This is a genomic window from Alteromonas sp. OM2203 (assembly GCF_048517045.1).
Lineage (GTDB): Bacteria > Pseudomonadota > Gammaproteobacteria > Enterobacterales > Alteromonadaceae > Alteromonas > Alteromonas gracilis.
The window spans coordinates 587216-609048 of the sequence record NZ_CP183209.1 but is presented as its reverse complement, the minus strand read 5'-3'; the positions used below and the strand labels follow the sequence as shown (position 1 = coordinate 609048).

At 45.6% G+C, this 21833-nt stretch carries 17 protein-coding genes; 7 read left to right on the top strand and 10 right to left on the bottom strand.

All coding sequences use genetic code 11. From position 1 onward, the window contains the following. The first annotated feature begins 23 nt into the window (after positions 1 to 23). The 5 genes from rluA to ACM0P2_RS02735 all read left to right on the top strand — a co-directional run bounded on the left by rluA (position 24) and on the right by ACM0P2_RS02735 (position 5994). Positions 24 to 740 (top strand): bifunctional tRNA pseudouridine(32) synthase/23S rRNA pseudouridine(746) synthase RluA, encoded by a 717-nt coding sequence (gene rluA / locus ACM0P2_RS02755; RefSeq protein WP_159119601.1) that lies wholly within the window; start codon positions 24 to 26, stop codon positions 738 to 740. 163 nt (positions 741 to 903) lie between these two features. Then, complete coding sequence (locus tag ACM0P2_RS02750) at positions 904 to 1785, top strand: DUF3530 family protein (protein ID WP_159119602.1); 882 nt, start codon at positions 904 to 906, stop codon at positions 1783 to 1785. A 142-nt stretch (positions 1786 to 1927) separates the two neighbouring features. After that, the gene (locus ACM0P2_RS02745) at positions 1928 to 2251 is read left to right on the top strand and encodes a hypothetical protein (protein ID WP_159119603.1); all 324 of its coding nucleotides are present in this window, start codon (positions 1928 to 1930) and stop codon (positions 2249 to 2251) included. A gap of 125 nt (positions 2252 to 2376) precedes the next feature. Further along, entirely contained in the window at positions 2377 to 3720 is a 1344-nt protein-coding gene (locus ACM0P2_RS02740) for an AmpG family muropeptide MFS transporter (protein ID WP_419227263.1), read from the top strand. An 87-nt stretch (positions 3721 to 3807) separates the two neighbouring features. After that, positions 3808 to 5994: a response regulator gene (locus ACM0P2_RS02735; protein WP_159119605.1), complete on the top strand. Its 2187-nt coding sequence runs from the start codon at positions 3808 to 3810 to the stop codon at positions 5992 to 5994. Positions 5995 to 6010: 16 nt separating this feature from the next. Here the strand turns inward: ACM0P2_RS02735 and ACM0P2_RS02730 are convergent, their stop codons facing one another. The 7 genes from ACM0P2_RS02730 to rppH all read right to left on the bottom strand — a co-directional run bounded on the left by ACM0P2_RS02730 (position 6011) and on the right by rppH (position 13446). Further along, positions 6011 to 6985 carry a GGDEF domain-containing protein gene (locus tag ACM0P2_RS02730; protein ID WP_159119606.1) on the bottom strand — a complete coding sequence of 325 codons (975 nt, stop codon included), beginning with the start codon at positions 6983 to 6985 and terminating at the stop codon, positions 6011 to 6013. Then, positions 6982 to 8049, bottom strand: a complete 1068-nt coding sequence (locus tag ACM0P2_RS02725; protein ID WP_159119607.1) for a response regulator — start codon at positions 8047 to 8049, stop codon at positions 6982 to 6984. Before ACM0P2_RS02725 ends, ACM0P2_RS02730 begins: the two co-directional genes overlap by 4 nt. 9 nt (positions 8050 to 8058) lie before the next feature. Beyond that, entirely contained in the window at positions 8059 to 8892 is an 834-nt protein-coding gene (locus tag ACM0P2_RS02720) for a thymidylate synthase (protein WP_120960985.1), read from the bottom strand. A gap of 18 nt (positions 8893 to 8910) precedes the next feature. Beyond that, positions 8911 to 9714: a prolipoprotein diacylglyceryl transferase gene (lgt, locus tag ACM0P2_RS02715; protein ID WP_159119608.1), complete on the bottom strand. Its 804-nt coding sequence runs from the start codon at positions 9712 to 9714 to the stop codon at positions 8911 to 8913. 4 nt (positions 9715 to 9718) lie between these two features. After that, on the bottom strand, positions 9719 to 10525 hold the full coding sequence (locus ACM0P2_RS02710; RefSeq protein WP_159119609.1) for a sulfite exporter TauE/SafE family protein: 807 nt from the start codon (positions 10523 to 10525) through the stop codon (positions 9719 to 9721). Between the two features lie 3 nt (positions 10526 to 10528). Then, positions 10529 to 12820: a phosphoenolpyruvate--protein phosphotransferase gene (gene ptsP, locus ACM0P2_RS02705; RefSeq protein WP_159119627.1), complete on the bottom strand. Its 2292-nt coding sequence runs from the start codon at positions 12818 to 12820 to the stop codon at positions 10529 to 10531. Between the two features lie 83 nt (positions 12821 to 12903). Then, positions 12904 to 13446, bottom strand: a complete 543-nt coding sequence (rppH, locus tag ACM0P2_RS02700) for an RNA pyrophosphohydrolase (RefSeq protein ID WP_159119628.1) — start codon at positions 13444 to 13446, stop codon at positions 12904 to 12906. 112 nt (positions 13447 to 13558) lie between these two features. Between rppH and mutH the strand changes: the two genes are divergently transcribed. Next, positions 13559 to 14236: a DNA mismatch repair endonuclease MutH gene (mutH, locus tag ACM0P2_RS02695; protein ID WP_159119610.1), complete on the top strand. Its 678-nt coding sequence runs from the start codon at positions 13559 to 13561 to the stop codon at positions 14234 to 14236. Positions 14237 to 14257: 21 nt separating this feature from the next. Here the strand turns inward: mutH and ACM0P2_RS02690 are convergent, their stop codons facing one another. Together ACM0P2_RS02690 and ACM0P2_RS02685 are read right to left on the bottom strand one after the other, a co-directional pair. Further along, positions 14258 to 15337, bottom strand: coding sequence for a DNA mismatch repair protein (locus tag ACM0P2_RS02690; protein WP_159119611.1), 1080 nt, complete (start codon positions 15335 to 15337; stop codon positions 14258 to 14260). Between the two features lie 59 nt (positions 15338 to 15396). Beyond that, positions 15397 to 16902 (bottom strand): inorganic triphosphatase, encoded by a 1506-nt coding sequence (locus ACM0P2_RS02685; protein ID WP_159119612.1) that lies wholly within the window; start codon positions 16900 to 16902, stop codon positions 15397 to 15399. A 172-nt stretch (positions 16903 to 17074) separates the two neighbouring features. Between ACM0P2_RS02685 and ACM0P2_RS02680 the strand changes: the two genes are divergently transcribed. Further along, entirely contained in the window at positions 17075 to 17677 is a 603-nt protein-coding gene (locus ACM0P2_RS02680) for a TIGR04211 family SH3 domain-containing protein (RefSeq protein WP_236547154.1), read from the top strand. 95 nt (positions 17678 to 17772) lie between these two features. On the opposite strand, the gene putA is transcribed toward ACM0P2_RS02680, so the two are convergent. Beyond that, positions 17773 to 21570, bottom strand: coding sequence for a bifunctional proline dehydrogenase/L-glutamate gamma-semialdehyde dehydrogenase PutA (putA, locus tag ACM0P2_RS02675; RefSeq protein WP_419227262.1), 3798 nt, complete (start codon positions 21568 to 21570; stop codon positions 17773 to 17775). Positions 21571 to 21833 lie beyond the last annotated feature (263 nt).

Below are 21833 nucleotides of genomic sequence, written 5' to 3'. Positions count from 1 at the left end.
ACGCGTCAAGTAATGAGAAAATAATGGCAAACCCGAGCTTTGTTTATAACCCACCTATGACGCCTTATCTTGATATTTTGTATCAGGATGAGGATATGGTGGTAATGCATAAACCGAGTGGACTTTTGAGCGTGCCGGGTAAAGCGTTAGAGCATCGCGATTCGCTTATTAGTCGAGTAAACCGTGTATACCCTACCGCAACTGTGGTCCACAGGCTGGACATGGCGACCTCGGGTATACTGGTATTGGCGCTTACTAAAGAGAGCCATCGTCACATTTCAAAGCAGTTCGAATTAAGGCAAACCAAAAAGCGCTATTTTGCTCGTGTCCACGGCCATATTGAAGCCGATACAGGTGACGTTGATCTGCCGCTTATTTGCGATTGGCCTAATAGGCCAAAGCAAATGGTCGACTTTGAGCGCGGCAAAAAAGCGATGACCCGTTTTGAGGCGGTAGAGCGAACTGTGGATGAAAATGGCTGCCCTTACTCTTTGGTGGCGCTTTATCCTATCACAGGGCGCTCACATCAATTACGAGTACATATGCTTGCCTTAGGGCATCCAATTTTGGGAGACAGGCTTTATGCTCACGACGAGGCACTTGCTATGGCGCCTCGTTTGCAGCTTCATGCGGAAAGCTTAAGTTTCTGTCACCCTACACAGGGCCAATGGCTTCATTTTCAAACACCAATTCCCTTTAGTCAGCATCGTCCCAGTTCGCTTTCAGTTGAAACACAATAGGCTCGTTGTTTGTGAAACACCAAACCGACAACCTAGTTCATTATATTCGGCCCCCTATAGTTTTCATTTTATTTGCCGATAAACTATAGAATTGTAATATCTCGTTGTTTCACAGTATCGAAGATATCATCGTTGAGAGAATGAAAAGGCATAGCACGCTTATATGAACAGGAAATCCATCACCTTATATTTTTTTGTCATGGTGTCTATGTTCCCTGTGATAGCTTACGGCGACTTTTTCAATGATGTGAGCAATGCTTATCTTCCAGGGGAAGTTAAATCAATAATGGTCGGTGAGGCAGAGGCCCCCGTTATTGAGGTAGAGGCAAAAACCCCTTTATCTCTTGGTACTGCGATTATCTTTACCGAGCCTTTTCCCTCAAGCCTTACACTCGCAGAGGGCAACAGCCTTGCCGACTTGCTCGCTGAAAAAGGATGGCACGTAGTAATTAGCCCCGTAAACTTGCCTCTAGCCCCTACGCCTTCAGCAGATGAGGCAGCCGCTAGCACACCAGAAGATGATGCAGCACAAAACAATCAAGCTGACGAAGCAATACATCCAAGAAGTAATCAACTTACTCAATACCTTAATTTCGAAACAGCTACGTCTGCACTAACCTTGCAGGTCAACGCATTGAATAATTATTTACAGAACCGCTCTGGCTATCGCATGGTGATTGCGCAAGGCATGCTTGCCGCGACCTATTTCTCGGCGGCAGAGCTACAACCTAATTTACATCCTGACACCTTCATCGCAATCTCACCATTTTGGCCTGAAGATACGACGAATAACCTGCTTATTAATACCATGGCAAAAGCGGAATATCCGGTTTTAGATTTATCACTTAGCGCGTTTAACGATTGGGAAGCAAGTACAACATTGAAAAGGAAAATAAGAGCAAAAAATGAACTTAAAATACACTACAGACAAATAACGATCCCCAGCAGTTTTTTAGCCTTTAGTATAAAGGAAACTCAAAAAAACCCGCAAATTCAGATAATTGCAAATAACACCATTGGTTGGACACGTCATTTGGGCTGGTAATTCTCTCGTCTTCAGCCTAGTCTAAATATTCACCCAAAACAGACACCTAGGTTAATAAGGCAAATTATCAATTAGCTTAGCGAGTGAAAATTGCGAATTGGACTATACTTTAATTTAGTAAACAAAGGCGGTTGAGTTACTTGTGAGTGTTCAGGAATTTGTAGATAACAAAGCGAAACAGCTATGTTTCTATTTGAGAGCATTTTGGCAAGATGAGCTTCCTATTGAGGAGTTGGAGCTATTTTTTTGGGATAGCATGGAGGAATGGGGTCAAATTGAATTTACGTTAACCCAGCCCTACACTCAAAAGGAACGCGTTTTTTGGCATTTACTGCATCAAGTACATTATTGGAATGAAGATAAGCTTAGACAAGATCGTTTTCTTGTTGACGAGCTTACAAACTGCGTCAATTTCTTGGAAGGTTTAGGGCACTGTCCACTTGACTGTGTGGGTGTTCGTCCTTAACACCGTTCCCGTTGTGGTTTTTCTCAAACCCACAAGATACGTTGCTCTCTACTCATATACCGCTCCCTTTAGCCTGTTATCGCTACGTGTTATTAGGCAAGTATTGTTGCTAAACAATGTGGTTCATGGCTCAATACGCTTTTGAGTTACTTCCCAGGGCTGAAGTTTTGCTAACCGCTTTAAAGACTTTCAATGACAAGCGCTATCTGAATATTTTTCTGTTTGGTATTTCCAGTGGCTTTCCATGGATAATGATTAGCTCAGTACTTTCAGCCTGGTTAAAAGATGAGGGGCTCTCTCGTTCCACCATAGGACTCTTTGGAATTATTTTTGCCACTTACTCTTTTAATTTCTTATGGTCTCCCCTAGTCGACAAGGTTAAGCCGCCTCTTTTAGGTCAACGCAAAGGCTGGATTTTCGCGATGCAGTTATGCATTGTGCTTTTGTGCCTAGGTATGTCTCAACTAACTGCAACTTACGATTTGTACTATGTCGCGTTTGTAGGCTTACTGATCGCTATTGCGTCTGCTACGCAGGACATCGCCATTGACGGCTTCCGTATCGATTGCATAGATAAAGACGACAAGGATGGGTTGTCTGCAGCGTCTTCGATGGCAACGGCTGGGTGGTGGACTGGCTATGGCGGGCTTGGCGCAATTCCATTTTTTCTTGCCGATTTAACCGCCTGGTCTTGGCCTGATATCTACCTGCTGTTAGCGGCAATTATGGCGTTATTAATGTGCGCAACCCTAATAGCCAATGAACCTCTCATTGACAGGGAAGCCTTGCTTCAAAAAATCACTCACAAGACGAATAGCTCTCCCGTTGTTTACTGGGTTAGAACTACACTTGTCACCCCATTTTCGGAATTTTTTACTCGTAATGGCGTTAAGCTCGCAGCATCTTTTTTACTTTTTATTTTTCTATTCAAAATCGGCGAGGCCTTTCTTGGTCGAATGAGTATCGTTTTTTATAAAGAAATTGGCTTCTCTAACAGCGATATCGCGACATATTCAAAACTCCTCAACTGGTGGGTAACGATTATTTTTTCTCTATTAGGTGGCCTTGTTAATATTCGCTATGGCATATACCGAGGGCTCATGACTGCCGGTGTGGCAATGGCGGCGTCAAACCTTCTCTTTGCGCTTATTGCGCAAACAGGTCCCTCTACTTCTCTACTAGCGGTAACTGTAATCGTTGACGGCTTTACGGGCGCGTGGAGCACGGTTGCGATGGTCGCTTTTATATCGCTGTTATGTAACCGGGCTTTTAGCGCTACACAATATGCACTAATGGCATCGCTGAGCGTTGCAGGGCGAACGTTGGTTGCCTCTAGCAGTGGTGTAGTCGTAGACAGTTTGCACGGTGACTGGAGCTTATTTTTTGTTCTAACTGCCGCAATGGTAGTCCCAAGCCTCTGCTTTTTGTACGCTATTCGTCACCATATCAACCGGGTTGAAAGAGGATAATTTAATCTTATTGCCTTGCAAGTTCACGAGTGTTATCTACATTTAAAATAAAGGTGTAGTTTTAAAACTAGCTACCAAGGAAGAATATTGAGTGCAGCCAAGGTTGACCATGTAAAGAGCAAACCATTAGTGAAAGTCCTGAAGTTTACTTTACTAAAAGTAAACTTCATCGCAGGGCTTATTGCGCTGATAACCGTTATCTTTTTGATAAGTCTCGTTAACCAAGAGGAGCGCATCGTAGCGAGCCTAACAAAAGGGCACGCTATTGAAGCTGACATTCTTGCTGCTGAGCAGCACATCAACCGCTACAATCTCCGTCACTTCGCTGACTCCCCTACTGCAACGGCATCGTTTAATAATCTTAAACTACCGATAAGCGTAGCCCATCAGAACTTACGTCTTTTCTTTGAGACCGAACTGGGTATCTCCGAAGCAGGCCGTATCTTGGATGAGGATACCTTTTCAACAATATCCCGTAATTTAGGTAATGAACCAAGCGAGCAAAAGGCTGTCGATGTACTCAATCTGGTACACACTCTCGTGAAGAGCCCGCCGAATATAGCAGCACGTTACGACACAAGTGAATTGACCCTACTTCCTCTGATGACGCTCATCCAAGACCGCGAAAGCGCTAACTTCAATGAATTACAAGGCCTTTACAGTCGCTTCTATCTTACCCTCATCGTCGGCGTTCTAGCGCTGTCATTATGGTACTTTGTGGCTTGGTTAATCTACAAAAGACATACACGTAGTGGTAGCCATAAGTTTAGTAAGTCAAAGTTAAGGGTGACCCCAATAAACGATGATTCCGAGATGCAAAATAAAGCATTTTTGCAGCTTATTAGCCATGAGTTTCGCGCACCGATAAGCGCAATAATAAGTGCACTTGAGCTTATTCCGAACATGGAGTCTAAGCGTTCGCATTTAATTCAGCAGGCAGAGCAGTCCAGCTATCGACTACTTAACCTTACGAATAATCTAACTGAGGTTCTTGCGACTAAAGCCGACGATAACCTTCAATTAACCAAAATTGACTTAATAAGCCTGCTTGATGAATGTATTTCACCTTTTTCAGTCCAAGTAAAAGACAAGAAAATCGAATTTAATATGCACTGCAGTCACAGTGTGCCCCAGTATGTAAATACGGATCCTATTGCTATTTCTAAGGTGATAACCAACATACTTGATAACGCAGTGAAGTTTACGACCAATGGGCTAATTGATGTTGCCATTACAACCCAAGTGAAAAAACGAGAAATATTCCTAGTCGTCGTTATAAGCGATACGGGAATAGGCATTGATGATGTCATTCAGAAACGCATGTTTGAGAGGTTCTATCGCGGCGAACATGCCAACGTTCGGCGTTATCCTGGCGCAGGTATTGGGCTATCTATTGCAAGCAAATGCATCGCTAAACTTGGTGGGGATATAGAAGTTTCAAGCACAGTAGGCGTAGGTTCCGAGTTTAAGATTTTTATCCCCCTTAACCCTGTCGAAATTAAACAGCCAGCAGTGGAAAACACGTCTAACGCCAAGTTTGCGGTAGTTGATGATCTCGAAATCTCACGGCTACATTTACAATCTATTATTACCTCTGAGGGTTTTACGGCACGTACTTTTTCATCGGGTGCAAACCTTTTAAACCTTCACGATGAAATATTGCAGTTCTCCGGAATTATTGTCGACCTTTATATGCCTGGGATGAATGGCCTTGAACTGGTAAGAACGTTACGGGCGATATATAGAGAAAGGGTTCCGCCCATAATCGTATTATCAGCCACACCGGATATTGCAAATATCATCGCTACTAGCGAACTCCCAGTCTACCAAGGCTTTGTAAAACCAATCGACCGAAACAGGTTTGTCGATGCGCTTCGTCATCTAACCACAAATAGCAAAAATGCAGTGCCCGATGATAAAAAGGCTCGAATATTAGTTGTTGAAGATGAGCCTATAAATGCTGAATTGGTCGAATACATGCTTCAATGTATGGGGCACGAAGTGACTGTAAGTTACACGGGCGATGATGCTATTAGCAGAGCCAATGAGTCCGCCTTTGACTGTGTTTTACTCGATATTAACCTGCCAGACATTAGCGGTTTGGAGGTTGCGAAAATACTGAAGGAAGGCCGTCCTGACCTTCCTGTCATCGCATTAACAGCAAATGCACATCGCGACGATAAAGAAGCCTCTTTACGTTCGGGTATTCGTTACCATCTTGTAAAACCCATAACCTTTCAAGAGCTTAAAAATACGCTTCGCTTGGCACTTTAACAAAGCTGAGCCGGTTTTACTCGTAAATACAGTATTGGTTTCGGCCGCTTTCTTTTGCTTTATAAAGCGCTTGGTCTGAACATTCTAACCAGGCCATCGCACTTTTAAAGTCTGCAGAGAATTGAGCAAGGCCAAGACTAACAGTGAAACTTATCGACTCTCCTTCGTGCTCAACCGTTAAACGCTGTGCCAGTTGGCGAATTCGCTCTGCAACAGCTCTTGCATCTTCTACAGTGGAATCATTCAATATGATTGCAAACTCTTCCCCGCCATATCGTCCTGCTAAATCGGTTTCCCTTACACAACGCTTTATTAGCGCTGCAAGCATTTGAATGACTTTATCACCGGCTTGATGACCGTAAGTATCGTTAATGCGCTTAAAGTGATCGATATCCAACATAAGCGCTGTACTTGGTTTACCTCTACGAACACACAGCTTATACATCTCGTCAAAGCGTTCTTGCCAATAGCGACGGTTAAAAAGCCCGGTGAGGCCATCGACGCGACTCGCTGTTTTCATCTCTTCGTTAAGGTGCTCCATACCCAACTTGCCTAACGCTTGCTCAGTTACATCGTATACAAGCATACAAAAGCGTTCAACTCGGCCATTATTTTCTACAATAGGAAAAATGGTTACGTTTTGGTACATAAACTCAGCGGCGCATGTAACGGGGCGATTACAGGTAAACTTGAATAAGAAAGGGCGCTGCTCCCATATGATGAAGACAGGGCTTTTCAAATTGAAGACCGGGTCGATTTTCGTTCTCAGCCATGCCTCATCTATCTCAGAAAAATGAGAAAAAATGCTGCCGCCAATGACTGTCTGTGCTTTTTTAGCGCTGTGGTTTTCTAAAAACTTGTTCCACACTTGTACTGTAAAATTACGGTCAAGTACCGCAATTCCGACCTCTATGGAATCAAGTAATTCCAGGGGCACCTGAGAAGCCGTACCTTCCGTGTTCTGGGTCAACGTTCTTGTTGAAGCATTCATAGACTCTCCTTACCACCGTTAGTGTCCATTTCATCACTTAATAAGCGTTCGTAAACGTGATTCATGGCATCTCCGGGAAATAGCAGCAGTAAATCAAACGAGATATCTCTTGCTTTAATAGCATAGCCAATCTCTATGGCCATTAGCTTACCCCACCGATGCACATTATCACTCAACAACGCTGACAAACCTTGATGTTGACCAAGCAACACTGGGTGAGTGTGACTGAATGCTACGCTTAATTGTTCAGACAGGCCGTTCAAGCAGGCACCTATAAGGATATTAGACACGTCCATAAGCGCTTCTAACGCTAACTTGTCAGACGACGCTGACGGCGGGTATTTTAGTAGGTCAACGATATTTTGAGAGTTGGTGTCATTGAAGATCACCAGTGCTTCACCACTTATGCCCTCGCTGATAAATCCCTTAGAAACCGCTGACACGCTTTCGTTTCGATTTATCTCAGCCACCGCCATAGAGAGTTCGTTACTCTCTATGAGGTTTACATTCGGGATAGGTAAATCAATGAATTCCCCCAGTAGCTCAGCGAGGTTTTCCCCTGCTCGCCCCATAGCGATGTTCACCATTTCCCGACATGCGTCTAATTTATCTTCGTTGCTTGTCGGTTCATCTCGTGTATGAGGCGCATCATTTTTTTGCACTGTGTTTAAACGAGCACCTGACGAATGACCTTCACCACTGTAGATACCGTAAGACGATAATATTTGGCTCAGCTTTTCGTTGTCGATGGGCTTTCTGATAAAATCTAATGCACCAAGCGCCAGCATTTTTTCTCGTGCTTGTGCCTGCACATCACCCGACACAACGATTACCAAACACGGTAAGTCGAACTTACGGATAGCTTCCATTGTTTGATAGCCATCCATAACCGGCATATTGAGATCTAAAAAAACTACATCTCCTTTGCCTTCTCGAATAAGCGTTAGCGCCTGTTCGCCATTTTCAGCAAAAGAAACATCTACATCCCAATTATCAGGCAAACTACGCGCCATTTGACGCCTTGCGAAACCCGAGTCGTCGCAAATCAATATTGGAGTACTCATGGTAACTCCTTAAACTGCGACGGGGGCTTTGATGTGTGGATGTGACTGGTAGTTTTTAAGCGTGAAGTCGTCAAAAGAAAACCCAAAGATGTCTTTAACTTCCGGGTTTATTTCCATTGTGGGACGCGCAAACGGCTCGCGGCTAAGCTGCAGCTCCACCTGTTCAAGGTGATTTGAGTACAAGTGCGCATCACCCAGTGTATGTATGAAATCACCCGGCTCCAGATCGCAAACTTGGGCAATCATCATGGTGAGAAGTGCATAACTTGCAATATTAAATGGCACGCCCAAGAAAATGTCGCCGCTGCGTTGATACAGCTGGCAGCTTAGCTTTCCGTCAAGCACGTAGAACTGGAACAGCGTGTGACAAGGGGGCAAAGCCTGTTTACCCATTGCCGCATTTTCTTTTGGAGAATAATTGGTGTCTGGCAAAACCGCTGGATTCCACCCGCTCACGATAAGACGTCGAGAGTCAGGGTTGGTTTTGATTTGCTCTACCACTTCTGCGATTTGATCTACCGATGTGCCATCGCCCCGATCCCAACTGCGCCACTGGTGGCCATAAATAGGGCCAAGTTCACCCTCATCAGTTGCCCACTCATCCCATATTTTCACGCCGTGTTCTTTTAAATAGGCGATATTAGTCTCGCCTTTTAGAAACCAAAGCAGCTCATGAATAATTGATTTAAGGTGGCACTTCTTCGTGGTCACCAACGGAAAACCTTCTTGGAGGTTAAATCGCATCTGATAGCCAAATACACTTAACGTACCCGTACCAGTTCGATCTTCCTTTTTCACACCCGTATCACGTACATGGCGCATTAATGCGAGATATTCTTTCATCGTTATTCTTATACTTATTTACTGTTCAACACGGCCTTTTCCACGCGTATATGCGCGTACTAATAATCCTATTCCTAAAGCAATCATAGGTAAACAAAGAAGTTGTCCTTGGCTTAGGCCCATTTGATATAAGCCAATATGAGCGTCGGGTTCTCTGAAAAACTCAACGATAAAACGGAAACTTCCGTAGCCTAATAAGAATAAACCACTGACTGCCCCTACTGGGCGCTTTTTAGCAGAATAAAGCCATAGAATAATAAAGAGTAAAACCCCCTCTAGCGCAAACTCGTAGAGCTGAGAGGGATGGCGAGGCACATTACCCGCATTCGGAAATATAACCGCCCATGGCACATCGGTACTGCGCCCCCAAAGCTCTGCGTTAAGGAAGTTTCCAATTCGCCCTGCACCTAACCCAATCGGTACAAGTGGCGCAACAAAGTCCCCTAATCTCAGGAAAGTCGTGTTCATACACTTCGCTCGCCAAAACAGCGCCGCCAATACTCCAAGTAATCCACCGTGGAATGACATACCGCCAGCCCAAATCTTAAAAAGATACAGCGGGTCGTCGAGGAACATGCCAAACTGATAAAAGAATACGTAACCGATACGGCCACCTAAAATAACGCCGACAAAGCTCCAGAAAAGTAAATCGCTTAGCTGCTCGCGACTCCAATTCGTTTGTGACAGGCGCTTTTGTGCCAATAGATAGGCGGCGATAAACCCCACAAGGTACATTAGACCGTACCAACGAACACTTAACGGGCCCATACTGAAGATAACGGGGTCGATACTGGGGAATACCAGATAACTGCTCTGTTCCATTACTTTATTCAATTCCTAAAATCATTCTAATACTTACGAGAACCAGCAAGCATGCCAACATCGCTTTCAATATGCGAACGTTCACGCGCTGTCCAAGCTTCGCGCCAATATTTGCGGTGAACATCGAGGTAGCAACAATACCAGCTGTGGCAGGTAAATAAACATAACCCAAACTGTGTTCTGGTACATCTATCGCATTCCACCCTGCAATAACAAAACTAGTGGTTCCAAAAACTGCAATAACTAAGCCGCAAAAAGCGGCGCAGCCGATAGCTGCGCGTACATTAACACGAAACCATACTAGAGCAGGCACCAGCAATGCACCACCACCTATGCCCATCAACGCACTTAGTAAACCAGCGCCACCACCCACGAAGGATAAGGTGCCGTTAGACGCTTCGTTTTCGGACGCTTTTTGTTTCCCGAATATCATTTGCAGTGCAATTAAAATAACTAGTACGGCAAAAATATCCTTTAGGAGCTCACCGGATATATGACTTGCCACCTGTGCGCCTATAATAGCGCCAACGGCAATGCCCAAGCCCGTGTAAAGCACCACTCTACGTTGAATATTACCGAGTTTGTAATGAGCGCGCGCCGAGGACATGCCTGTAAAAATAATGGTTGAAAGCGAAGTAGCAATAGCAACAGGCATGACGGTTTCAGTGGTCATTCCCATAAAGTGAATAAGCAAATACGACAGCGCAGGCACGATAATAAGACCACCGCCAATGCCGAGCATTCCCGCGAGAATGCCAACAACGGAACCTAGAATCAGACAACTGACTATGATAACAACGAGTGGGTCCATTCCTTACGCACCTGCTCGGATAAGGCCTCCAAGGCCCTTTGTTTCAAGATATTTATTCAAGTGCACAAAGACTTCTTCTTGATTCACAGAGGTAAGTGCCAGCGAAAGTAACTGCTTACACTCATCTAACGTGACTTTTCGAATAAGCCAGTTGATCTTCCTCAAGTTAAAACCATTCATACTCAATCGGCGGTATCCCATCCCCATTAACAGTAGTGCGCCAGCAGGCTCACCAGCAATTTCGCCACAAATAGTCACTGGCACCTGATTCTGATTAGCTTTTTGCACCACATCGTAAAGCGCACCTAATACCGCAGGATGATAACTGTTATAGAGACCTGCTACTCGCGTATTGTTTCTATCTACCGCTAGTAAATACTGGGTTAAGTCATTGCTGCCTACCGAGAAAAAGTCGACGTGCTTAGCCAATTGAGGTAATTGATAAAGTACAGAAGGTACTTCAAGCATGATACCTAACTTAGGTTTGTTCAGGGTCTCTCCTGACTCGGCTATTTCATCAGATATCTCGTAAAATGCCTGATTAATAAGTCGCTTTGCCTCTTGCACTTCAGACACGGTGGAAATCATTGGCAACATTATTTGTAGGTTACTTAGCCCAACGCTTGCTCGAAGCATAGCGCGTACTTGAACCAAGAAAATTTCAGGATGATCCAACGTTAGACGAATACCCCGCCACCCCAGAAATGGATTTTCCTCGCTAATTGGAAAATAAGGTAATGGCTTATCACCTCCCACGTCTAAGGTACGCATAGTGATGGGTAATGTGGGCGCAGCCTCTAACACTTGGCGATACAATTCGACCTGCTCTTGTTCTGAGGGGAACCGCTCTCGAAGCATAAAAGGGATTTCAGTTCTATAAAGCCCTACACCAGCACCAATTTGCTCAGCGTTTAATTCAACTTCAGCAGATAGGCCAGCATTAATATAGAGCGACATTCTGCAGCCATCTACGCTTTCACACGGTTTATCAGCCTCTGCATCAATCTTTTCGGCGATCGCCGACTCTTCTTCAATGAGCTGAATAAACTCTGTTTTTATGTTGCGCTCAGGGGAAATAATGACTTCACCAGAGTAGCCATCAAGCAGAATTTCTTTGTCTTCCAAAAGCGCAGGCGTTACATTTTGACAGCCCATCACGGCGGGCACGCCCATAGCTCTTGCTAAAATTGCAGCGTGAGAGTTGTTAGAACCACGAATAGAAATAATGCCGTTGAGCTTGTCTCTTGGAAACTCGGCAAGCATTGGCGCTGAAACCTCATCAGCCACCAAGATACTGGCTTTTGTGATGACCTTCTCTGTGACTTTTTGACCGTTAGCTTCATACAAAATGTTGGCTAATATACGGTCTGACAAGTCAACAATATCAATGGCACGCTCTTGCATGTAAGGGTCGTCCATCGCACGAAAACGAGCAGCATAGCTTTCTATGACCATTTTCAGTGATGATGCCGCATCCCAACCTTCGCGAATTTTTTCCTCAACCTCTCTTCCCAAACTATTTGCATCGAGCAGGTGATGATAGAGCTGAAATATAGACTTAACGTCATCGGGAATGGCTTCATCAAGTCCATTAGACAATGCGTCCACATGGCCTCGCGTTACCTCAACCCCTTTGCGGTATAATTGAATTTGCTCTAACGGAGAATCGGTCCGTTTTACCACCCAGTTTTTCAGGTTAATTGACTTGTCTAGCGACACCCCTTTACCAATCGCTAACCCTGGGGAGCCTGCAATGCCCCGCACATTTTTTTGTCGGGCAGTGTTGTCATTTGAATTTGAGAGTGTCAGCGCACCGCGAATATCGGCATTAGTGATTTCCAACGCTAGCTGCGCGGCCAAAGTAACCAAGAACGCCTCTTCATCTTCGCTGAAGCGTCGCATTTCAGCTTGCTGGAGCGTAATAACGCCAAGCACACGCCTTTGATTGATGATAGGTGTGCCCAAAAAAGCGTTGTACTTTTCTTCTTTTACTTCGGGATAGTGCTTAAACCTGGGGTGGCTAGGTGCATTAACAATATTGAGAGGTTCTTCTCGTTGTCCTACAAGACCAATGAGGCCTTCTGAGAAACCAATGCGAACTTGCTCTACGGCGTCTGGGTGAAGACCGTCGGTAGCTTTTAGTATGAACTCTTGCGCCTCGTAGTCAGCGAGATAGATGGAACAAGAGTCCACATTTAGCGTTTGCTTAACACGCGAGGCAAGCCGAAACAACGCCGTATCGAGAGCAGAAATTTGACTAATTTCCTGCACGATACGTTTTAATGTAGTTAGCATTGCGCCTTGCTGGCTTTGAGGGCTCACCGGTTACTCCTTGTTTACTCGCTGCTTACACCCGCGCATAGCAATCTTCCGCATGTTTAGCCGCGCCTGCGCTTTTTACCACGTTTGTGTGGCACTACGTTTTGGCGTTGTGGTGGACGATGCTGCGCAGACATGACCACAGGCGAGAACTCTTTCATTACTCGTCTGTAAACGTCTCGCTTAAACGATACAACGTTTCTTATCGGATACCAGTAACTTACCCACCTCCAGTCATCAAACTCTGGATGACCCGTTTTGAGTACATTGACATCTCGCTCGTTGCAATCAAGCTGCAACAAGAACCATTTTTGTTTTTGCCCTATACAAACAGGGTTGCTGCCCTGACGAATTAATCGCTTAGGCAATTTATATCTCAGCCAGTTGCGGGTAACACTTAAAATAGTGACATCTTTCGGTGTCAGCCCTACTTCTTCGTGAAGCTCGCGGTACATAGCTTGTTCGGCAGTTTCCCCTTCATCAATTCCGCCTTGAGGGAACTGCCATGAATGTTGACCATAACGTCTTGCCCAAAATATTTGACCCATTTTGTTGCAAATCACTATGCCCACATTCGCACGGAATCCATCGGCATCTATCACATAGACTCCCGGGCACACTATACTGTTATATGTTTTCATTCTTCCATAAACTATGCTCCAATCATAGCTTTAATGTTCGCCATCGCCGCTCAAATAGGAAATAACGACATTTATGCAACCCCCATCATCTCCGCCAACGTCACCAGAAAGCCTTCTACAGCGATGTCATGCTATTGCAGGTTTGTCATTGGGAGAGTTAGCCGAGATGGCAAATATCGCTATTCCAGCTAATCTTCAGCGTCACAAAGGCTGGCCAGGCATGCTCATAGAAAAATGGTTAGGGGCGAGTGCAGGCTCAAAACCTCAGCAAGACTTCCCTGAGCTGGGTATTGAATTGAAAACTATACCCATTGACGCTAATTTTTCGCCATTAGAAACAACATATGTATGTTTTGCACCGCTGCTCATGCCCCCTGGCATTACATGGGAAACTTCAAATGTGCGCAATAAATTACAGCAAGTTTTGTGGTTGCCTATTGAAGGAGATAGAGCCATTCCGCTTGGGCAGAGAAGAGTCGCTACCGGTTTTTATTGGCGACCCAATGTACATGAAGATGCGCTGTTACGAAGCGACTGGGAAGAATTAGTTGAGCAAATTTCTACAGGACAGGTTGAGACGATCACCTCTCGCCAGGGCGTAGCACTGCATATCCGGCCGAAAGCTGCGAACGGCAAAGTACTCACAGATGCGTTAGGACAAGAAGGCCAGCGCATAAAAACACGCCCGCGAGGGTTTTATTTGCGTAAGACATTCACCCACCAGATATTGTCAAACGCCTTTGGCGGTTAGCGGTGGCAGCGGTCGTGCCACCTATTTTAGCGTTGTCGTATCGAGGTGCTTCACCAAATAGTCGCTCAGAAACTTTTCTGAATTCACCCCAATCCGCTTTGCAACCGCTTCAAGCTTGGCGTCACTGCGCAGCAACACGTTTTTTGCGTATTCGAGGCGATAGTGGAAAATAAACCGCCTGAAGTTTTTACGCTCTGTCAGCTGTAAGGCCAATGCTAGCGATGTGGGGTCAATGTCAGCCCCCTTACAAAATTCATCTAGCGTTAAAAATCGCTTTTTGTACGCTTTTGAACCTATGGTGTAGCGCTCGGCCTTAGAGATAACACTACTATTCTCATAAGGTGACGCTTTACCTTCGTCTAACCGTTCATAGTCTAAAGGAGACGGCGACGTGCGTCGTATGAACGTTAGCGAAAACAGCACGACCAATAATGCCGTACCTATCATTAAATGATGAAAGCTTTCCCAAAACGGTACAGGGAAAAAGCCAAACGTAGCGGCGGTAACAAGCAAAATACTCATAAATGCCACTCCCACTAAACTTCCCATCACGCCAGCCAACTTGGGCATTTTTAGGTTTTTAATATCCACAGCCTGCTCTGGAAGATGCCTGTGATACATCTGAATATGCTCAGTAATTAAGATACCTATCAGCAATACACTAAACCCAGTTAACAGCGACGCGATATAGGCAGGCCATAGCAGTAATGGCTGCCCCGTGGGAGAAGCTGCTAGCCACTGCTGTTTGTCTTCAATGGGGATTAAAAGCACGGTGCTCTGAAATACAGCGGTAATAATCACTGGCCACCACAATCGCTTTCTTGATGAGGGGTAAGCCAATAACATGGGCTTAATTGCTCGATAGCAACAGGTGATAGCTATAACTGCAAACACGTCTGATAAGCCATAAACAAAAGCAAATTCGGTAGCTGAAGCTAGGCGCAACCATTCATCTAACATGAAAAGAGGCCAGCAAATAAAAGCAGCGCTCAGCCAGCGCTTATTGCGTAATCCCTCTTTTCGCAAAATTAAACGTGCTAGCCCGAATACATAAATGCCTATCGACGCGTAGAGAATGTAACTAAAAATAGCTGAGGTCATCAGCGCCCTCCGTCCATGAGAATTACACTGCCATCTGGAAACTTACCCATTTAGCCCGGCTACCAGTAAATGTCGCGCTGCATCGCAACAGAACGCGTTCGTTCCATAATGCGAATAAGCGTAGACAGTTTTTCCGCTGTCCATTTACGCACTTCATTGTGAGAATCAACCTCGGCATCATCTATCGACTGCTTCAGCATTAAGAGTGCGTTGAGCTCATCAATACCGGTAAGCAGATCTAACCAGGGAGCACGAAAATTTCCGCGCTCCTCTACAAACAAGTCGCCTAAAAGAAACCCACTCCATAGAGTCTGCCTAAGCACAATTTCCACCGCGCTATAGTTAACAGGTCCCATGGTTTTGCTAAGCGGCATGCTTTGTTGAACTGTCTGCCACCCCTGCGACAACCACCCTTTTGCGTGCTCAAGCACAGGATGGTCGAAGCCTGTCGCCTCACTTTGCCAAGGTTTGTTTTGTATCAGGCTGATGGCCAAGAGTTTGATATCGGTCGCTTCGTTGTCAAAAAACAACTTTTCGGGCTCATGAGCATGCATCAACCCTGCCTGACGCCCTTGAAGATAACTAACCACAGCGGGATGCTTGCTCAATGTTTTACTAAACATGCTTTTCTTAGAGAGAAGATAGCGAAGGCTCTGCAGATCATCTTGCCATCCCCACTTTTCTGCATGAGCCACTAGCTTTTGATGCAGGGTTAATAATTCTGGACATTGCAACACCGGGAGATAAAGCGATACGCTTTGTAGCAGCAGTCGAACGCTTTTCGCAACTTCCCCAAGCATTTTAATGGACCCGCTTTCACAAAACACATGTTCATGATGCTGCCAATGGGCCAATGCGGTTTGTACAGCATGACAAAACGCATCTTCTGTTGTGGTACTTTCTTCTAGTGAGAGAAAGTCCGGTAAATGACGTATTTTTGCATTGAAGCCGTGGAGCAGTTGATACCCTTGTGCTGCTTTAGAGACATCGCTAAGCCTAACTGGCATATTGTTATTTATTAGCGCGGCCAGCGAAAACAGACTGTTTATATCGCCAGACATTAACTCAAGCTCTATCTCGTTAATCGATGAACTGGCCTTTTCTGTTGTCGCCTCGCCACAATCCAGCACGATTTCAACAACGCTATCGCCGATAGTGACCACGTACGCATTTCGCGTGAAATGGGTACTAAATTGCTTTGATAAGCTGGCATTTTTTGCAGCTATATCCCACCCCTGCGGCCACACGTTATTATCGAACAAGGCCAAATCAGGACGTGAGTTTTCCAAGGCAACGTTATATTCCATACGTTTGTGTAAGCCGCCGCTTACTACACCGTTGGTCTTCAAGGTTTGCTCGTACTCACCGTTATTTCCACGAACTCTAAACCCCATTTTATTATTTTGAAAGTCGAGTTTATCCGTGTCGTAGTAGTCATTTTCCAATCGCATTTCGCGATGTGAATTGACGTTTATACTGTGGTTTTCAAAAAGAGGGAGGACCCGTTGAGTAAACGCTTGGTGAGCATCGTCACCTGTTACAAATTTTAATTCTATTTCTGACATGGTTGCGCAAGGCACAGCTTATGATGCTGACACCATACCTCTGTCACATACTTTTCGCAATGCTACAGCGTTTTTCTGGTCTTCTAAATTTAGACAAAAGTGGAACAAACTTGCCTTTATGGCGGTCAACCAATACCATCTTCACGTTTTAAATTCTTAAATTGGACTTCATATGATTCGAAAGTGGTTAGCAGCAGCCCTTATTGCATGCTCTTTTCAAGCATTTTCGCTACAAGATACCGCTGATTTAGAAGCGTCTTCATCACACTATATAAGAGATGATTTGTTTATCTTTATGCATACCGGACCTGGTCGCAATTATCGCATTCTAGGTTCAATTGAAGCCGGGACGCCTATTACTGTTCTAGCAAGAGACAATGACGCTGAGTTTACGCAGGTTACTGATCCTGAGGGTCGTAAAGGCTGGGTAGAAAGTAAATTTGTGTCTAACACAATGTCACAGGCAGAACAGCTACCCATCATTAGCGAAAAGCTTGCTCAAAGCCAAAGTGGTCTGCAGTCGGCACAGTCGGAAAATGCAAAGCTTCGTCAGCAGCTTAACGACGCTCGTCAGCAGGTGTCTAAGCTTACTACTACCAATGACGAACAGGCATCTCAAATTATTCGACTTACCGCACAAGTTGAAAGTGCAAGCAAGGATGAATTGGTGACATGGTTTACCCGTGGTGGCATGGTAGCCGGTATCGGTATTCTACTTGGCGTGTTGATAACCTACCTTCCAAAGCGCAAACGTCGAAATAGCGAATGGATGTAACCTGAACGCATTTTGGCGTCGCCAGGAACAAGATAGCAAAAAAATGGCCAGCATACTGCTGGCCATTTTTATTCGTGAAGCATTATTCCCTTTATTTATTCATCATCTTCAACAAGGGTCATCAGTGAGGTGTTACCACCCGATGCTGTTGTATCGATGCTGATCGTTTTTTCAGTCATCAAACGCTGAATAAGGTTATCGTTATATTCTGCTGTGATAACAGGCAGTATTGCGCCTTTGCGAGATGACAACATAGCCGAGATTCGAGCTGTACGTTCAGTGCTTGAATCTACTACAACACCTGCTAAATCTTCATCCATCAATAACGTATCTAAGTGAGCTAGACGGGCCACTTGGAACAAACCTTTAGGTGCACCCGTCGATTCAAACTTGTTCTGAATTTCTACCGCTTCTTCATAGAAAATCTCAGATACCACTGACACTACTGGGTTGCCGGTTGAAAGTGCTGTTACTACAGACAACAACCAGTATTCAAACGTTACTTCTTTATCGGCAAAACAGACCAGAATACCGCGCGGCTCTAGGTAAAGCTTGTTCGACTCACCTGTTGGCCCTGGCAGAACTTGTGGTTTAGCGAGTTTGCGCTCAACGCTTATTAGCTGCTGACGGGCTGTCGCCAACGTGCGGTTTAAATCATCTGCAAGCTCATCAACGATGTCGACTTTCGCGATTTTCGCCAGAAGCTGACGCACCATCGAAATACGGTCATTCAACGGCGTATGACGCCACTGAACTTCTACTGCTTTGGCTTTATCCATTATCACATGCGCGCGCTCAGCAATCTCTTCATCACCTACTAGCGCTGTATCTGTGCCATCTACATCATCGATATGTGAAGGCTTAGGTGTCGCGCGCTCCATCATCAAACGAGATAAGTAGTTTGGACCACCTGCTTTTGGACCCGTTCCAGATAAACCACGACCACCGAATGGCTGAACGCCAACAATAGCCCCAATAATATCGCGGTTAATATAAACGTTACCTGCACGGCTCTTTGCGGCCAGTTCATTAGCGCGTTCTTCAATGCGCGAATGAATACCCATCGTTAGGCCGTAACCTGTGCCGTTAATTTGCTCTAGCACGTTATCAAGTTCTTTCGACTTGAAGCGCACAATGTGAACCACTGGACCAAATACTTCTTTTTCTAGCACATCGATGTTCTTAATTTCATACAACGTTGGTGGGAAGAAGGTTCCTTTTTTAAACGTCGCAGGCATTTCCGAGCGATAAAGTAATTTCGCCTTATCTTCCATCGCTTGTTGATGGTCGGTCAAACTCTTCAACGCTTTTTCGTCAATAACAGGGCCAACATCGGTAGCAAGCTGTGTTGGGTCACCTACCGTCAGCTCTTTCATCGCGCCAATAAGCATTTCGATAAGATCGTCAGCAATTTCTTCCTGAACGTAAAGCACACGAAGTGCAGAACAGCGCTGGCCGGCGCTCTGGAACCCAGAGCGAATGACATCATCAACCACCTGCTCTGGCAGTGCAGTTGAATCGACAATCATACAGTTTTGACCGCCCGTTTCTGCAATAAGTGGTACCTGTTCGCCGCCGCGCTCTGCCAGCACCTGAGAAATAAGCGTTCCCGTTTGCGTTGAACCTGTGAACATTACCGCTTTAATGCGCTCATCTGGCAGTAAGGTTTCACCCACTTCTTTACCTGGCGATACAATAAGTTTTAATGCATCTTCCGGTAAACCTACCGAGTGCATAATGTCTACTGCGCGCTGGGCGATGATGCTGGTTTGTTCAGCAGGTTTAGCAATAACCGTATTACCCGTTGCTAACGCCGCGGTAACTTGCCCTAGGAATATGGCTAATGGAAAGTTCCATGGACTGATACACAAAACCACGCCGCGAGGTAGCAAACGCTGATCTTCCGCTAGTTCTTCAGCCCGTACTGCGTAATAACGGCAGAAGTCTACCGCTTCACGTACTTCATCTATACTGTCTTGCGCAACTTTACCCGCTTCGCGCATACAAATAGCAATAAGCTCGGCCATATGACGCTCAAGCGCATCCGCCGTGCGATTTAGAATTTCAGCGCGTTCGCTCACATCACGCTTAGACCAAGCTTCAAAACCTGCATCAACGTCATCTAACGCCTTACGCATATCGTCTGGCGTCGCGTAATGGTGATAACCAACAATGTCGCTGTGATCCATAGGGTTTAATACGGGCGTAGCGCCTTCCGGTATTTCGCCATTGGCTTTGTAGTAGTCCTGCCAACGCTCTAGTTCATGTTTCAAAGCAGTAACAGCATTCGTGTCGGTAAGGTCTAAACCACGCGAGTTATCGCGCTCAGGCGCATACAGCCCACGTGGAGTTTTTATTAACTTGTTATAACGCACCTTCAAGCGCTGCGTTTTTTCTACTGGATCTTCGAGCAAAGACTCAACCGGTTTTTCGTCGTCAACGATGGCGTTTACAAACGACGAGTTCGCGCCGTTTTCAAGAAGACGACGTACTAGGTAGGCCAATAGATCTTCGTGTTCACCCACAGGCGCGTAAACGCGACATTGAATCTTATCCTGTGTTACCACCTGATCGTAAAGGGTATCGCCCATACCGTGTAGACACTGGAACTCAAAACCTTCTTTGTCATCACCAGCAAGCTCAACAATCACCGATGCGGTGTAAGCATTGTGTGTCGCAAACTGCGGGTAAATAGTATCGCGGTATTCAAGTAAGCGGTTTGCGCAGGCGTGGTATGACACGTCGGTTGATGACTTACGAGTAAATACAGGAAACTCTTCGAGACCTGCTTGCTGGGTAAGCTTAATTTCCGTATCCCAGTATGCTCCCTTAACCAGACGCACCATCAATGGGCGACCTACCTCAAGGGTAAGTTCACGTAAGTGCTCTATAACGTGGATTGCGCGTTTTTGGTAGGCCTGTACGGCCAAGCCAAAGCCTGTCCAACCGTTCAGGTCTTCATCGCGAAATACGGCTTCGATGATATCTAAAGAAAGTTCAAGACGATCCGCTTCTTCAGCGTCTACCGTTAAACCAATATCGTATTCTTTCGCCATCATACACAGCGCTTTTAAACGCGGAGGAATTTCTTCCATTGCGCGTTCGCGGTGTGAAAATTCAAAACGTGGATGAATAGCAGAAAGCTTTACTGAAATGCCCGGCGAACGCTTTGGTCCGCGTCCGTTAGCCGCTTTACCAATAACCTTTATCGCCTTCACGTATGCATCGTAGTAACGCTCAGCGTCGCGCATAGTTCGTGCGCCTTCACCAAGCATGTCGTACGAGTACACGTACCCTTTGGTTTCTTTCTCTTTAGCGCGGTCGACTGCATCCTCAATGGTTTCGCCCATAACAAATTGACGACCCATAACGCGCATGGCAATGTTCATTGCACGGCGAATAACAGGTTCACCCAAGCGTCCAAGTGTTTGCTTCAGCAGGCCAAACTGTTCTTTCTTACGCTTGTCGGCATAGTTCACCATATTGCCGGTGAACAACAAGCCCCACGCAGATGCGTTTACAAACAACGACTCTGAATTGCCAAGGTGCGGCGTCCACTGTCCTTGGGAGAGTTTGTCGCGAATAAGTTCATCTTGGGTAGCCTTGTCTGGCACGCGTAGCAAAGCTTCGGCCAAGCACATCAATACCACGCCTTCGGCAGTAGACAACGAGTACTCGTTCAAGAGTGCGTCTACGCCACCGTGCCCTTCTTGTTCGCGGCGAATTTGTAGCACCATCTTTCGCGCTCTCTCCCACGCGCGACTGCGCGCACGAGGATTAACTTCGGCAATAGGAAGAATTTGATCTACAGCCACTGACTCACTAATGCGATAGTAGTCTCTTATGCGCTGGCGTAGGGGTGAAGTTGTATGAAGTGTGTCGTTAATGAGCATCGCAACCCTTTCATAGAAATAGCTGTAATAAAAAGCGTTCCCGCCGTGTATGACTACTCACGGTTACATGGAAGCGTGGAAAAAACAAGCAAAGTCGAAACCCTGCTTTGACGTATCGTTAATCTTTAAACTTTATACTTTTGGATGAAGATCACGACGGCGCCAAATTTGCGCGGATGGTAGCACAGAAAAAAGCCCTGCCAAGCCCCTGTCAACAAAGTTTTTTCAAACCCGTGTCAAGCTGCATAGCCAGTGGGTTAGAT